The sequence below is a fragment of the Arthrobacter sp. 10T413_2 genome, from assembly GCF_056394205.1.
Window position 1 is genome coordinate 1 of record NZ_JBFTHK010000031.1, and the last position, 14392, is coordinate 14392.

Sequence of the window (14392 nt, forward strand, 5' to 3'; positions counted from 1 at the left end):
CCGCCAGCCAGGTCGAGTGGATCCTCCACGACTCGGGGGCACGGCGCGTGTTCGTTGAAGACCAGGCCAAGGGGGCCCTGGTCCAAGGCGTTCTGKACGCGTCCACAGTCCTCGGCGACCGGCTTGTCGCCGTCGTCCGGATGGAGAACGACGGCGCCGCACCGAACCTGGCGAGTCTCGCCGCAGCCGGCACCGGGGTGACCGACGCCGAACTMGAGCGCCACCGGAGCGCCGCGTCCCTCGCCGACGTTGCGTCGCTGGTCTACACCTCGGGCACCACGGGCAGGCCCAAGGGCTGCGAGATCACGCACGCCAACTTCGCCCTTGTCGCCAAGAACATCRTCCTCTTCCTTCCCGAGATCCTCATGCAACCGCGTTCCCGGACCTTGATGTTCCTGCCCCTCGCGCACGTCCTGGCCCGTGCGGTCCAGGTGATCTGCCTGAGCGCTGGCGCCACCGTCGGCCACACCGCAAGCGCCAAGGAACTCCTGGAGGACCTGGCCAGTTTCAAACCCACGTTCCTGCTGGTGGTCCCCCGGATCTTMGAAAAGGTCTATGCCGGCGCCGTGCAAAAGGCCGCCGCGGCCGGCAAGKGGCGGGTGTTCACGGCCGCAGCGTCGGCCGCGGTCGACTACTCCAGGGCGCTGGACGCCGCCTCGCGGGGCGACGGGAAGGGCCCCGGACGGATCCTGAGGGTCCGGCACGGACTCTTTGACCGGCTGTTCTACCCCAGGCTCCGGKAGGTCTTCGGCGGCCAGCTGCGGTATACGGTCTCCGGGGCCAGTCCGCTGAGCTCCAGTGACGCGCATTTCTTCCGGGGTGCCGGCATCCCCGTCCTGGAAGGCTACGGCCTGACCGAAACCACGGCGCCGTGCACGGCCAACACGCCGGCAAGGACCAAGGTGGGGACGGTCGGTATCCCGGTGCCGGGAACCACCATCCGGGTGGCCGACGACGGCGAGATMCTGGTCAAGGGCATCGGGGTCTTCAAGGGCTACCACGCCAACGAGGCCGCCAACGCGGAAGCCTTCGTGGACGGCTTTTTCCGCACCGGGGACCTCGGCTTCCTCGATGAGGACKGCTTCCTGACTATCACCGGACGCAAGAAGGACCTGCTGGTGACGGCCGGCGGCAAGAACGTGGCGCCCGGCCCGCTCGAGGAGAAGATCCGCGAGCACCAGCTGGTAGGCCAGGCCGTCGTGATCGGTGACGGCCGGCCGTTCGTGTCGGCCCTGATCAACCTGGACCCGGAAGGGCTCCACAACTGGTGCACCGCCCGGAAGGTGCCCGCCATGACTCCGGCCGAGGCCGCTGCGGACGAGATGGTGCGGGCCTCGATCCAGGGCGCCATCGATGAGGCGAACCTGCTGGTCTCCAAGGCTGAATCCATCCGCAGCTTCGTCATCCTGGACGCCGACTTCACGGTCGAATCAGGGCACCTGACACCCTCGCTCAAACTCAAGCGGGCCGCCGTCGTGCGGGACTACGAGGAGCACATCAACCGCATCTACGGCTGAGCCCCGACACGCGCCGCCCCTGAACCGGCCGGGGCAGCGAAACGGCCGGCACAAAGGTGCCGGCCGTTTCTGCTGCTCAGACGGTGTGGCGGGTGCGCTCCGTGTCCGGTGCGCTKTCGCCGGAACTGTCGCCGTCCCTGCCGGCAGGGGCGTCCGCCGGGCTGTCTGACGTGCTGCCGGCGGCCGCAGCGCCGGTGTCTTTGGACCCGGCTGCTGTTTTCCGGCCAAGGMCGCGCCGCCGGCGTGTGGGCCAGGTCAGGATCAGGGTCACCAGCGAGGCGAGCAGGACCAGGCCGCCGATCACCATCCCGGCGTCCATCCAGAACTGGCCCGGGAACAGCCGGATCAGGGTGTCCTGGAGCGTAAAGGTCCAAGTCCCGTTGGCGAAGAAAATGCGGTGGAAGTCGGTGAAGAACTGCTCCCAGCCGAGCACGGCGAGGGTTCCGAGGCCGATGATGATCGCCAGCGAAATGATCGAGCCGGYGAACAGGCCGCGGCGGACTCCCCCATTGTGGCGCCGCTTCAGGTAAATCACGGCAATCAGGCTGAGCAGGATCAACAGGGTGCCTGCACCGAACGTCGACAAGATGACGGTCTTGACGTCGGCCATGTGGCTGACTTCGCCGTCCTTGAACAGACGGTCCCCGCTTTGGTCCACGAGATCGCCKAGATAGCGCGGGCCCGACCAGTTGCTGAGGTAGTCCACGGCGTAGGAGCCGTAGGTCATGCGGTCATCAGTGCTGAAGCCGTAGCCGTCCCCGGGGAAGCCCGGGCGGTTGTATTCCACCCAGAGGAACAAGGGGCTGGTGACGGCGCGGACGGCCAGCACCAGAAGGATGACCGGGTAAAACACGGCGAGCATCACCTGCATCACCCGCGGGAGGACGGGCTTGGCCTTGGCCGCCTGTTCGCGTTCGGCATTGCGGCGCTCAACTTCCTCCTGCGGAGGACGGATMTGCAGGGCCGAGGTCTGCAKCGGCTMGTCGGACGCGGTGCCCGGGCGGACGACGGCGGCCTCGGCCGCCTTGCGGTCGGCGCGGCTCTCCGGCTGGCTTGTTGGGGACGGCGCTGCCGCTCCGACGACTGCTCCCCCGCCGACGTCGTCCTTCTTCGCKGCGGACGTGCCCGCGGCCGCAKCCTTGGCGGCGGGCGTGGTTGCGGAGCCTCCGGAGGGCTTGGTTGCAGCGGCCGGTTTCATCCAGTCAAAAGCCGGCTCGTCGGTGTCATCCGTCGGATCCAGGTTCGGATCCGGCCGGTCGGGCGGGGTGGGACTTGTGTCAGTCACGTGGAGCTTCGCTTCCGTAGGCTTCCGCGCTGCCCGGCCTGCGCCCGGCTGCGCAATTTATCTGGCTCCGAGCCTACCGTCAGGGGATGAGGCTCGGCGAGATGCCACCCCGTCAGTTGGCGTATTGGGCCCACGGGATGTTCCAGTCCCCGAAGCCGTCATCGAAGTTCGCAAAGTCGCCCTCGGTGTTGACCACCTGGACGACGTCGCCCGTGGTCATGTTGTCGAAGACCCACTGCGCGCCGTCCGGGCCCAGGCCGATGCAGCCGTGGGAGAGGTTGGTCTTGCCGATGAAGGGCATTGCGGAGTCCGTGGCCTGGTGGATGAACTCCCCGCTGGGCGTCAGTCGCGTGGCGTAGTTGACGTCCAGCTGGCCGTAGTAGGCCGGGTCGCCCGGTTTGAGTCCGATGGTGGAGGCGTCCATGTGTTCCACACGGTGCTTTTCCATCAGGACGAGGTAGCCGCGGGCCGAKGGGAAGCGTGTGTCGCCCATGGTCGCCGGCCACTGCCCTGCCGGCTTGTCGTTGATGCTGACCGAGAACGTGTGGGCCTTGGCGTCGGCGACCRCCACCTTCTTGTCCCCGATGTGGACGGTGACCGTCTTGTTGAAGTTGCCGACCTGCCMGTTGCCMAGTTCGACGCCRAAGAGCTTCATGTCCATCGTGATGGTGCTGTTGGCGGCCCAGAAGGCCTCCGGCCGGTACCTGACGGTGTTGTTGTTGTACCAGTGGAAAGCGCCCACCTGGCCGGAGGTGGAGGTGATCTTGATGGCTTTTTCGACGGCGTCCCGGTTCAGGACCGGCTMGCTGAAGGTGATCTGCAGGGGCTGGGCCACGCCCACCTTCATCCCGTCCAGCGKGTAGATGGCGGCATCGGCCTCGTTGGCCGTGGAGACGGTCGTGAACGAGCGGGTGTTGTGGGTGGTGMGTCCGGCGCCGTCCAGCACGGAGTACGTGTAGTTGTACCGGGTGTTGAACTTCAGGTTACCGGCGGAGGTCCAGGCGGAACCGTCCGCGCTCTGGGTCCCGTCAATGGTCTCGCCGTCGTCGCTCGTAAGGGCCACCCGGTCAATCCGGCCGTTCGTCACCTTCAGGGACACCGGCGCCGCGGGGTTGACCTGCTTGGCGCCGTCATCGGGAGCGACGGCGAGTTCCGCGGGAGCCACCACCGGATCTGCAAGGCCCGGCGTCGTCCGTGCCGGCGATCCGGCCTCGGAGTAAATCCCCGACTGGGCCAGCCCCGGGGCGGCCGCGGCGAAGGCCCCGCCGCCGGCTGCCAGGGCGCAGACCACCCCCACCAGGGCGATTTTTCGGCCGGTACTCCAGGTTTTCAGGGCCATCACAGGACCCGGGCGTTTCCACACGTCATCCTGCCAGCATAAGGGAGATACCTTGGAACCMTTGTCCGGTTACACCACGATCCGGTTACAAAAGGGCCCCCAAAACGGTCACAACAAAGGGCCCCGGACCGTTGTCCGGGGCCCTTTAAGGGGTTCCTAGTAGCGGTAGTGCTCGGGCTTGTACGGCCCGGCGACCTCGACGTCCAGGTACTCGGCCTGTTCCTTGGACAGTTCGGTCAGCTCCACGTMGAGTGCGCCCAAGTGCAGGCGGGCGACCTTCTCGTCCAGGATCTTTGGCAGGACGTAGACCTGCTTCTCGTATTCGCGCTCGCCCTCGGGCTGGCCTGCCTTCGTGAACAGTTCGATCTGGGCGATCGTCTGGTTGGCGAAGGAGTTGCTCATCACGAACGACGGGTGTCCGGTGGCGTTGCCGAGGTTCAGCAGGCGGCCCTCGGAGAGGACGATGATGGAGCGACTGCTCTTTCCCGTTTCGGGATCGGCGGGGAAGACCCACTCGTGCACCTGCGGCTTGATCTCGACCTTCTTGATGCCCGGGATCCGGGCCAGGCCGGCCATGTCGATCTCGTTGTCGAAGTGGCCGATATTGCCCACGATCGCCTTGTCGCGCATGCCCGCCATGTGCTCGGCCATGATGACATCTTTGTTGCCCGTGGTGGTGATGAAGATGTGGCCCTCGCTGAGGACGGATTCGAGCTTCGCCACCTGGTAACCGTCCATGGCTGCCTGGAGCGCGCAGATCGGATCGATTTCGGTCACGATMACGCGTGAACCCTGGCCGCGGAAGGCCTCAGCGGCGCCCTTGCCGACGTCGCCGTACCCGCAGACGACKGCGACCTTGCCTCCCATCAGGACGTCGGTGGCGCGGTTGATSCCGTCAGGCAGGGAGTGGCGGATGCCGTACTTGTTGTCGAACTTGCTCTTGGTGACSGAGTCGTTGACGTTGATCGCCGGGAAGAGCAGCTTGCCCTGCTCGGCGAGCTGGTACAGGCGGTGCACACCGGTGGTCGTCTCCTCGGTGACACCAAGCAGGAGCGAGCCGATGCGGGTCCACTTCTGCGGGTCGGATGCAAGGGAGGCGCGCAGCACGTCCAGGAAGACACGGCCTTCCTCAGACTCGTCCGCGGCGGCGGCGGGCACGGCACCGGCGGCCTCGAATTCGACGCCCTTGTGCACGAGCATGGTGGCGTCGCCGCCGTCGTCCAGGATCATGTTCGGGCCCAGCTCGGGGTTGGCGTCGGCGCCGGGCCAGGTGAGGATCTGCTGGGCCGTCCACCAGTATTCCTCCAGCGTCTCGCCCTTCCAGGCGAAGACGGGGACGCCCTGCGGGTCCTCCACGGTGCCTTGGCCGACGACGACGGCGGCCGCGGCCTCGTCCTGGGTCGAGAAGATATTGCAGGAAGCCCAGCGGACTTCCGCCCCGAGGGCGGTGAGGGTCTCGATCAGCACCGCGGTCTGGACCGTCATGTGCAGCGATCCGGCGATCCTGGCGCCCTTGAGCGGCTGGCTGGCGCCGAATTCCTCGCGCAGGGACATAAGTCCGGGCATCTCGTGCTCGGCCAGGCGGATCTGGTGGCGGCCCGCCTCGGCCAGGGAAATGTCCGCAATCTTGTAATMGAAAGTCATGTGAATCCTTTGTTGTGGCCGGTGGCGTTGCGTGTCTGAAGCTGAGTTATTCCGGGCAGTTCTGGCTCTAAGCAGTCATTCGCGGCCGGAGGCGTCCCCGATGGGTGTCCGGCAGGTTTTTAGTSCTCTGCTGGCGCGGACCGTTTCGTGCGGACTGGCTATTCCGCTGCGTGGCGCGGGGCGGCGTCGTGCTGGCCTGCGTCGTGCTGATCAGCGGGAGCCGCCGCGGCKGCGGGCAGGAGTTCCGGGGGCAGCAGCAGCGGGATGCCGTCCTCAATCMGGTACCGCAGCTTGTCCCCGGAGCCGCCGACCGTGACGAGCTCGTCGCCTTCCTGCTCCAAGGCGGACCCGGTGACGGGGCATCGCAGGACAGACAAGAGTTCGGGACTGAGCTTGGGCATAGTGGACGCTCCCTGATGGGCGCCGCGGAAGGCGCCGGTGGCTTACGGCTTTTTGCAGTTTCCACCCTACCGCCAGTTGGCGCGTTAGGAAGGTTCTCGCAGGACGCGCAGATGCCCGCGCCGGGTGCCTTCGGCCGGGGCCGGGGCTTCCAGGGCCGKGTGCAGGGTGCGCTGCCCCTTTGCCGGTTCCGCCGCGACCGGACGGGAGGCGGCCTCCCGGACGGCGTTGGCGAGGGCCAGGAGGTCGTCCGGGCCGGGACCGGCCGGCGTCGCCGGCATCGCCAGGCGCATGACCTCCCAGCCGCGCGGGACCGTCAGCGAGTCCGCGTGCTGTTCGCACAAGTCGTAGCAGTGCGGTTMGGCATAGGTGGCAAGCGGGCCCAGGACTGCCGTGGAGTCGGCGTAGACGTACGTCAAAGTGGCCACCGCAGAATTGCGGCAGGCAGACCTCGAACAAAGACGAATAGCACCCACGACATCACAGACTACTCCCCCTGAGGCCGGGGGCCGCGCATTGAACCACCCTTCGGAGTGCCGCAGGTGTGCCGCAGGTGTGCCGCAAGTGTGCCGCAGCAATGCCGCGGGTGTGCCTTAGGGCTGTCCCGGGAGTGCGTTGGGCGGCGGTGGCGGCTCGCCGATGGGCCCATATCGCGTAAATCATTCCGCGGGTTTAGAGTCAAGATATGCAGTCATCGCACCACGATTCGGGTTTCACGGTCCGGTTGGCTGACCCCGACGCCGGAGACACAGGCGCCGGTTCCGCCCCMGCTGGCGCACCCGCKACYGGGTCGCCTCTCGCTGTCYGGGGAAAGAGCTTCCGGCAGCGCCGCAGAAACCGGCACGGCCGGGGGCTTCGCGGTGAGCTCATGCTCCCGACGTTGCCCGGCTACCGGACCCGCTCCGACCGCTTCGACGATTTCGTCCTGGACTCGGCCCAGCGGCTGCACGACATCTGGGGCAAACCCCTCGACGGCGTCCGCTTTGCCGTTGATGAGATCCCTCCGGGCCTGGAACAGCTCGTGGCGGACCGCACCCCGGCGCCGATGGGCGCCTTCACGGCCGCGACGGCCGAGGAGGGACCGGTCATCACGCTGTACCGCCGGGTGGTGGAGCAGGCGTGCGGAACCCGGGATGAGCTCCAGGACCTGGTGCACGACGTCGTCGTGGAATACACGGCCGAGATGCTCGGCGTGCCTCCCGAGTCCCTCGACCCGGTCTACCGCCGCCGGTACTAGACTCGCCCCGGGACCGGACGCCGCCGATCCGCCCGGCACCGTGCACCCGCTCGGTCCTGGTACCCGATCGGCCCTGGTACCCGAGCAGTCCTAGTACCCGAGCGGTCCTAGTACCCGAGCGGTCCTAGTACCCGAGCGGTCCTAGTACCCGAGCGTGACGGCGACTTGCCGCTGTCCAGCCGCTTCCGGRGCCACGGCTACCGTGGAAATGTCCTGCCGCCCGTCCCTGCCCAGGAGCAGCGCCCCGTAAGCGGGGTCCCCGGCCGCGGACACCACATAGCCCACAAGCGGCGAACCGCCCACGTCCGCAGGGATCTTGATGGACACGGTGGTCCCGCCGGCAATCTCGGCAGTGGCGGCGGTCCGGATCTTGYCGTCCGCGGTGATGGGCGCATAGGAGACACTCGCGCTGCCGTCCGGCGCGCCGAACACGAGCTGCCGGTCGCCCTCGCGGGGAACCGGCACGATGTGCTGGCTGCCCAGCCGGGCCGACGCGGCGGAGAACGCGATGTCCGCGGCGTCCTCCGGCTGCAGCCCCCGCGTGAGCCGGGTGGCAGCCGCGAAGGAGATATCCGAGCTGGCCGCCAGGGTGTACGTCCCGGCAGGGACCCCGGCCAGGGAGACTTCCGTGACCGCGCCCGCCTTCGCCGTGACCACTCCGCCGCCGGGCAGGGCCTTCTGGCCGTCGCGTCCGTACAACTTGATCTCGACCACGGCGTCGGCCGCCCCGGGGACGGTGATCTCCAGGGCCGGCCCGGCGTCGGCGAAGCCGGGCTTCGCCGTGAGCGCGGCCAGGCCTGCCGGATCCTGAATGTCGAGACCGGAGACCACCTGTCGGTCGGACGGCCCGGCGCCCGGGGTGATGAAGTCGACKCCGCCGGGCGTGAGGCCGCGGAGCACGCTTTGCTGGATGACGGCAGCCACCGGGCCGCCGGCGCTGCGGACCCGCACGCCGAGGCGTTMCTGTCCCGGCGCGAGCCCGGCCAGGACTATGGACCGGGTACTGCCGGGCGCTACCAGCAGGCCGCGGCTCCCGGGGGCTTGGATCTGGCCCTCGGCGCCGAAGAGGTCCAGGCTCACYGTGGCCGGCGTGCTGGAGGCATTGGTGAGGTTCAGGACCGCCGAGCGGCCCAGTGCCGTGTTGGCACCGACGAGCCAGAGATCGTTGCCCGGTTGCTGGCAGGCAGCGGCTGCGGAGCCTTGCAGGTCTCCGTCCTCGGCAGCGTAGCTCAGGACCGCGCCGGCAGCCGCCTGGCGGTTGTCCTGCGCATCGGCACTGAGGACGCTGACGTTGTTCATCTCACGCTGGGCCACGACGCCGGCGAGCAGCACGGGAGTGCGGGATGCGGGCGCMGAGGCTCCGGGCGCGGAGCCCTTGGCGATCTCCACGAGGGGGGTCCCCGTGAGCGGGGCGAGCCGGCTGGCGGGAATGACACCAGCGCTCGAGCCAAGTACGGCGGCGCTGACGGTGGTCTTCGCGGTGGAGGATTCCGGGCTGAACTGGGGGTCGGTGCCCACGGGGGTGCCCTCAAGCAACCGGGCAGGGCCGGGGCAGACCCCGACGCTGCTGCCGGCCGGCACGGAGGCAACCGGGGCCGCGAGTTGCCGGCTGGCGGGGCTTTGCGGTGTCAGCGACGCCGCCGATACCAGACCTCCGCCCGCGGCCACGAGGGCGACGGCGGCGAGGATACCGMCGATCACGCCGCCGCGCGGGCCGCMCTTCTTCCGCAGCCTCGTTCCGGCGCCAGTCGGACTAGCAGTGGCCGGACCAGCCGCAGACGTGCCGGCGACCGGGGTTTCGGCCGTGGAAGGCTCGGCTGCGATGGTGTCGCTGGCCGGGCCGGTCGAGGTGTCGCCCTTAGACATGCTGATGTTCCTTACGCAGGGAGGCTTCGTCCCTGGACAGGCCGGTGTTGGACCGGCGGGCAGGCATGGGCACGGCCAGGAGAATGGTCAGGCCGATGACAACGGCCTGCGCGATTCCGGCCAGGACAGCCCAGGGCGCTTCGTAGCGGATGCTCAACTGGCCGCCCTGGGCGGGCAGCGTGAACGCCTGGGCCCATCCCGACGTCGTCGAGGTCAGGCGGCGGCCGTCGAGCCAGGCGCTCCAGCCCGGATCGGCGCGGTCGGCGAGGACCACCAGGCGGCCCTCCGGGCCGGCCGGTACGGTGCCGGTTGCCGAGACTTCCTCCGAAGGGAGCAGTCCGACCACCGCCCCGGTGCTGTCCACCACGCGGACCCGGTGCGCGACGTCGGAGTCCTTGACCCCGGGCCCGTCCAGCGGGGTGACCCGCCAGAGCCAGCCCGCGCCGGTCTGGCCGACGGCGACCAGACCKGGAACGGCGTCCATGCGGCTGGCCGTCAGTTCAGAGGCAGAGTCCGCGACACGGAGCACCACAAAGCCGACGCCGAGTCCTTCGAGGTCCGCCCGCGGGTCCACGCCCTCGCCGGCCACGATGGTGGCCACGACGTTCCGGAGCGATCCGGCCACGGCGTCGTCGTCGCGGACTGTTTCCTTGCCCGGCTCCCCCATGATGTTGCGGGCCGCCGCGATGGTGGACAGTCCGTCCAGGGTGGTGCCGGCGCCGCGCATGAGGGACGCATCGAAGCTTCCGTCCTCGTTGCTGGCAATGATCAGCGTCTTGGCCTGTTCCGGCCCCTCGCCGCGGTCCACCGCCGTGGCGGGAAGGGTGCGGGCTTGGGCCGGCTGGATGAGCCTCGGAGTGCCGAGGCCGGCGGCAGCCGGCGTGACTGCCTGTGCGGGCGACAATGACGTGGACTGCAGCAGGTTCTGCGCGGTCCACACGGCCAACCCCGCAAGCGGTGCGGCCAGCAACAGAGTCATCGCGGCCACCGCGGTGCCGCGCAGCAGAATCGTCCGGGCCAGTCCGGTGCCGGCCGCTCGGTCCGCGGCGTCCAGAAGTCCTTCTGCCGCGATGAGAGCCGCCCCAAGCAGCGCGAAGGCCGCAGCCGAAACGGCGGGGCCGGGGAATGGCGTGACCAGGACGTCGGCACTGGCACCGGAGGCCACATGCCCGGCKAGCCAGCCGCCGGCCAGCATCAGGAGCGCCGCCGCCCACAGGCCGCGGGCAGTCCAAGTGCGTCCCGCTAGGACAACCCTGCGCGGCATGAACAAGGCGGCGAGAGCCAGGAGCAGCACGGGCAGCCCAAGCAGCAAGGCTAAAAGCAGGGCCCAGGGAGCGCCGGCGAGACCRGCAGAGCCCGTGGCGGACCCGCCGAAAGCGCTCAGTCCGGTGAGCCCGGCGCCTGCGTCGAAACTCAGCGGCTGGCCCAGGGCCTGCTGCCAGAGCGGAGCGGCGTCAAACCCGAGCGGCATGCCTGGATCGGCCAGGAGCGCCCGCGGCCGATCCAGGACAGAGAAGGCGAACGGCAGGAAGAGTGCAAGGCTGGGCAGCAGCGCCCACCACACCGTGCGGCCGCGGCGGCCCAGGAGCATGCCGCACAAGGCAATGATGACCACCAATGGCACCAGCAGGGACGGCGCCGCGGCGGTGACCACTGCCAGGGCGAGGCCTGCAGCGGCCGCGGCCGTCCACGAGGGGGTTCCGTTGACGCCGGGGCGGGCGGCCGGCGCGGGCGTGAGCCGCCGCTGGCCTGGCGCCGGGACGGCGTGGACGCCGTKGMCTGCCGCCGTGCCGGTTGCCCGGAGTAGCGCCAGGACGAGGACCGGGATCATGACGTGCGCCAGCAAAGCACCCAGCCGGCCTTGGTTGAGTGCCACTTGGAGTGCCGGCGCCCCGGCCCAGACCAGGGCGGCCGCCAGGCGCAGCCGGCGACGCCGGGTGAGGGCGCCGGCAGCGAACCAGGCGCCAAGCGCGGACAGCGGCATGGCAAGGATCAACAGCCAGCCAACGGCACCGTTGGCGTCCCCGGCGCCGAGCACACCCAGCACCCACAGGAGGTAGCCGAAGGGATCGCCGTGGCCCGGCAGGCCCGCACCGAGGCTGATCCACCAGGTGGAGGCATGGTTCCAGATCTCAGAGAGACGCACGGAGACGGGGATCAGCGCGCCGCCGGAAACTGCCGGAGCCCGGAACAGGCTGAGCAGCCCGGCCAGGGAGACCGYCGTCGTAATGAGGACGGCGAGCAGGGCGCCGTTGCCCACCCAGCCGCGCTCCGGGGTGGCGATCGCGGCGAAGTCGTCGGCGTCGCCGGTGGGCTGGTCGGCCAGCGGGTCGGGGCCGGTGAGACCGTCGCCGAGGTCGTCCGCGCCCAGCGCTTCGATGAGCGAGCGCCGGTGCGCCCAGACTTCACGACGCGGTGTCTGCAGCCCTTTCATTACGGAGCGCCGGATCCTGCGGGTGCGCGCTGCGGTGCGCCGCCCGCGGATGACCGCGGCAGGGCGGCCCAGCCCGGCAAAGGTGGCAAGAAGTTGGGAGAACCCGTACCCCGGGTCCTTGACGGCAATGCTCAGGACGAGTTTGAAGAGGCTGCCCAGGAGGGCGCCGGCGGCGTGCAGCGGGACTTTCCAGCCGGCAGCGTGCTTGAGCCGCAGATAAACCTGCGCCTTGCGGGCGGCGGTCGCGTTGCCCAGGGCATGGGGACGGTGCGCCACATGGAACATCCTCGCGCTGGGGACCACCACGACGCGGTGTCCGGCGAGGCGGTTGCGCCAGCAGAAGTCGACGTCGTCGCCGCTGCCGGGAAGCGCCGGATCCAAGCCGCGGAGTTCCTCCCAGATGTCGCGGCGGACCAGCATGCCCGCGGAATTCACCGCAAACGTGTCGCTGCGGCCGTCGTACTGGCCCTGGTCGAGTTCGTCGGCGTCGATCAGCGTCAGGCGCTCTGCCCAGCGGCTCGTGGAGAGTCCGACGTCGATCAGCCGCCGCTCGGCGTGCCAGTCCAGTTGCTTGCAGCCTGCCACCGTGACCGACGGCGCGCGCTCGACGGCATGGAGGAGTTCCGCGAGGGCCCCGGGGGCCGGCGCGGCGTCGTCATGCAGCAGCCAGATCCAGTCGGCGCATKGCGCACGGCCGGCGTCCCCGTCGGTGTTTCCACCGGCTGCACTGCTTGTCCCGGCCGTKCCGGTCGAAGGCCACGGCGCGAGGGCCTTGAGCCCGGCCATGACGGCCCCGCCCATGCCGGATTTGGGGTGGTCGAACACGGTGACGTTGGCTTTGCCCAGAGCCTGCTCGAGAAGGGTGGCGGAGTGGTCGCGGGAACCGGTGTCGACACCAATGACGGCGTCGGCGGGCCGTGTTTGGGCCGCCAGCGCCGCCAGGGTCCTGGGGAGAAAATCACCGCCGTCGTGGGAGACCACGACGGCGGTGACTCGTACTTCTTGAAGAATTAGACTGCTCGCTTCCTAAGCCGGCGCCGCTCGCGCTCGGAGAGGCCTCCCCAGATCCCGAAGCGCTCGTCGTTGGACAAGGCGTATTCGAGGCACTGGGAACGCACGTTGCAGGCGCCGCAGACTTTCTTGGCGTCGCGGGTGGAGCCGCCCTTTTCCGGGAAGAAGGCTTCGGGATCTGTCTGGGCACACAGGGCGTCGGTCTGCCAGCCGAGCTCGCCCTCATCGTCAAAGTCCTGCCGGGACGGCAGCCCGATCCAGACCGGCTGCGCGATGGTGCCGGCGCCGGGCGAATGGAGCTCCATGGGCGGGTCGAGGGGATCGTGGTCCTGGTCCGGGCCGGCAAGGAGTTCATCGTGCGCCGCGAGGAAGGCGGTAGCCGCGTCCTGCAGGGAATCTTTGGTGTGTTCGTTGTAGCGGTCAGCTGCGTCCGGATCGGCCGGATCTACATACCAGTCACTCGGCACACCTCGTGAACGGTATTTCGCCGTGGCCTGGCCGGCAACTACGGCATCTTCATGGATACGCTCTGCTAGCCCCATGGCGTCCCCCTCCTGATTTGCAGCCACTGCAAGACCCCCTTGKACACTCGGTTGAGTGCCGGTTTATGCGCAGTGGCTATAGATAACTAATTACACGTGTGTAAGTATCCGGGAGTCAAGCCACGGCGGAGATAATAATCAACTTGAAACACAAAAGGGAGGCACGCCACGCCCGGTATTTTTCCCGCCCCGCCCGCAGAAACCCGCGGAATCATCAGGGTACTGAGCACTTTTGGGGGTATTCCTTGAATTTTCGGGAAATTTTCCGTGCCGCAGCCCGAGGGGTAGCCGGCGGCAGGATCGCGGGCATGACGGACATCACACCGCGGGCCGCCGGAGGGACCGTGGCAAGATGAAGGCATGAGCATTCCGGCAATCGAACTGATGACAGCGTTGCGGTCCGGCCAGTCCACGGCGCCCCGGCTGACCTGGTACGGCCCCGATTCCGAGCGGGTGGAACTGTCCGGCCGCGTGCTGGACAACTGGGTGGCGAAGACGTCCAACCTGCTGCAGGACGAACTCGATGCCGAACCCGGCATGCGGCTGCGGCTGGACCTGCCCGCCCACTGGAAGTCCGTGATCCTGGCCCTGGCGGCTTGGCAGCTCGGCATGGAGGTGGTCTTCGACGACGCGGAGGCGGAGTTGCTGGCCACTGCGGATCCCGGCCCCGGCGCCGCGGCAGGCGGGTTCGACGCCGTCCTCGCGGTGTCGCTGCCGGCACTGGCGATGCGGTGGCCGGGCGAGCTGCCCACCGGCGTTCTCKACTACGCCKCCGAGGTCCGCTCCCATGGAGACTTCTTCATGCCCCACATTGACCCGGAAGCCCAACGCCCMGCGGTCCGCACCGCGGACGGGACATCCCACGCACACGGGGCGCTTCTGGACGATTTCGCTGCCGAGCACGAAGCCGGCCTGCGGCTGCTCGTTCCGGCCGCGGACGGCCTCGAGACGGCCCTTGCACAGTCGCTGGGGAGCTGGAAGGCTGACGGCTCGGTGGTCCTGGTGCACCCCGACGTCGAGGTKACCGGCAAACTGCGTTCCGCCGAGCGCATCAGCGGAATCTGAGCGCGCCTCAGCGGAAAGTAAGCGCCAGGCCGGCCTGTCTGCCCTGGGCATCA

At 69.0% G+C, this 14392-nt stretch carries 11 protein-coding genes; 3 read left to right on the forward strand and 8 right to left on the reverse strand.

What is annotated here, in order from left to right:
* Window positions 1-1517, forward strand: a 1517-nt coding sequence (locus tag AC1DBQ_RS07570; RefSeq protein ID WP_476927920.1) for an AMP-dependent synthetase/ligase, incomplete at its 5' end; no start/stop codon positions are given.
* A gap of 76 nt (window positions 1518-1593) precedes the next feature.
* Here the strand turns inward: AC1DBQ_RS07570 and AC1DBQ_RS07575 are convergent.
* The 5 genes from AC1DBQ_RS07575 to AC1DBQ_RS07595 all read right to left on the reverse strand — a co-directional run bounded on the left by AC1DBQ_RS07575 (window position 1594) and on the right by AC1DBQ_RS07595 (window position 6660).
* Complete coding sequence (locus AC1DBQ_RS07575) at window positions 1594-2802, reverse strand: TIGR01906 family membrane protein (protein WP_476927921.1); 1209 nt, start codon at window positions 2800-2802, stop codon at window positions 1594-1596.
* Window positions 2803-2914: 112 nt separating this feature from the next.
* Complete coding sequence (locus tag AC1DBQ_RS07580; RefSeq protein ID WP_476927922.1) at window positions 2915-4141, reverse strand: L,D-transpeptidase; 1227 nt, start codon at window positions 4139-4141, stop codon at window positions 2915-2917.
* A 156-nt stretch (window positions 4142-4297) separates the two neighbouring features.
* Complete coding sequence (ahcY, locus tag AC1DBQ_RS07585; protein ID WP_476927923.1) at window positions 4298-5785, reverse strand: adenosylhomocysteinase; 1488 nt, start codon at window positions 5783-5785, stop codon at window positions 4298-4300.
* A gap of 158 nt (window positions 5786-5943) precedes the next feature.
* Window positions 5944-6186 carry a Trm112 family protein gene (locus AC1DBQ_RS07590; protein WP_476927924.1) on the reverse strand — a complete coding sequence of 81 codons (243 nt, stop codon included), beginning with the start codon at window positions 6184-6186 and terminating at the stop codon, window positions 5944-5946.
* 84 nt (window positions 6187-6270) lie between these two features.
* Window positions 6271-6660 (reverse strand): DUF3499 domain-containing protein, encoded by a 390-nt coding sequence (locus tag AC1DBQ_RS07595; protein ID WP_476927925.1) that lies wholly within the window; start codon window positions 6658-6660, stop codon window positions 6271-6273.
* Window positions 6661-6869: 209 nt separating this feature from the next.
* Between AC1DBQ_RS07595 and AC1DBQ_RS07600 the strand changes: the two genes are divergently transcribed.
* Window positions 6870-7421 (forward strand): metallopeptidase family protein, encoded by a 552-nt coding sequence (locus AC1DBQ_RS07600; protein WP_476927926.1) that lies wholly within the window; start codon window positions 6870-6872, stop codon window positions 7419-7421.
* Between the two features lie 141 nt (window positions 7422-7562).
* On the opposite strand, the gene AC1DBQ_RS07605 is transcribed toward AC1DBQ_RS07600, so the two are convergent.
* Genes AC1DBQ_RS07605 through AC1DBQ_RS07615 form a run of 3 tightly spaced genes read right to left on the reverse strand, consistent with a single transcriptional unit; the run spans window position 7563 to window position 13274 of the window.
* Entirely contained in the window at window positions 7563-9287 is a 1725-nt protein-coding gene (locus AC1DBQ_RS07605) for a DUF5719 family protein (protein ID WP_476927927.1), read from the reverse strand.
* The gene (locus tag AC1DBQ_RS07610) at window positions 9280-12732 is read right to left on the reverse strand and encodes a glycosyltransferase (protein WP_476927946.1); all 3453 of its coding nucleotides are present in this window, start codon (window positions 12730-12732) and stop codon (window positions 9280-9282) included. Before AC1DBQ_RS07610 ends, AC1DBQ_RS07605 begins: the two co-directional genes overlap by 8 nt.
* On the reverse strand, window positions 12732-13274 hold the full coding sequence (locus AC1DBQ_RS07615; protein WP_091250744.1) for a WhiB family transcriptional regulator: 543 nt from the start codon (window positions 13272-13274) through the stop codon (window positions 12732-12734). Before AC1DBQ_RS07615 ends, AC1DBQ_RS07610 begins: the two co-directional genes overlap by 1 nt.
* A 360-nt stretch (window positions 13275-13634) precedes the next feature.
* Between AC1DBQ_RS07615 and AC1DBQ_RS07620 the strand changes: the two genes are divergently transcribed.
* Window positions 13635-14339 carry a TIGR03089 family protein gene (locus tag AC1DBQ_RS07620; protein ID WP_476927928.1) on the forward strand — a complete coding sequence of 235 codons (705 nt, stop codon included), beginning with the start codon at window positions 13635-13637 and terminating at the stop codon, window positions 14337-14339.
* Window positions 14340-14392 lie beyond the last annotated feature (53 nt).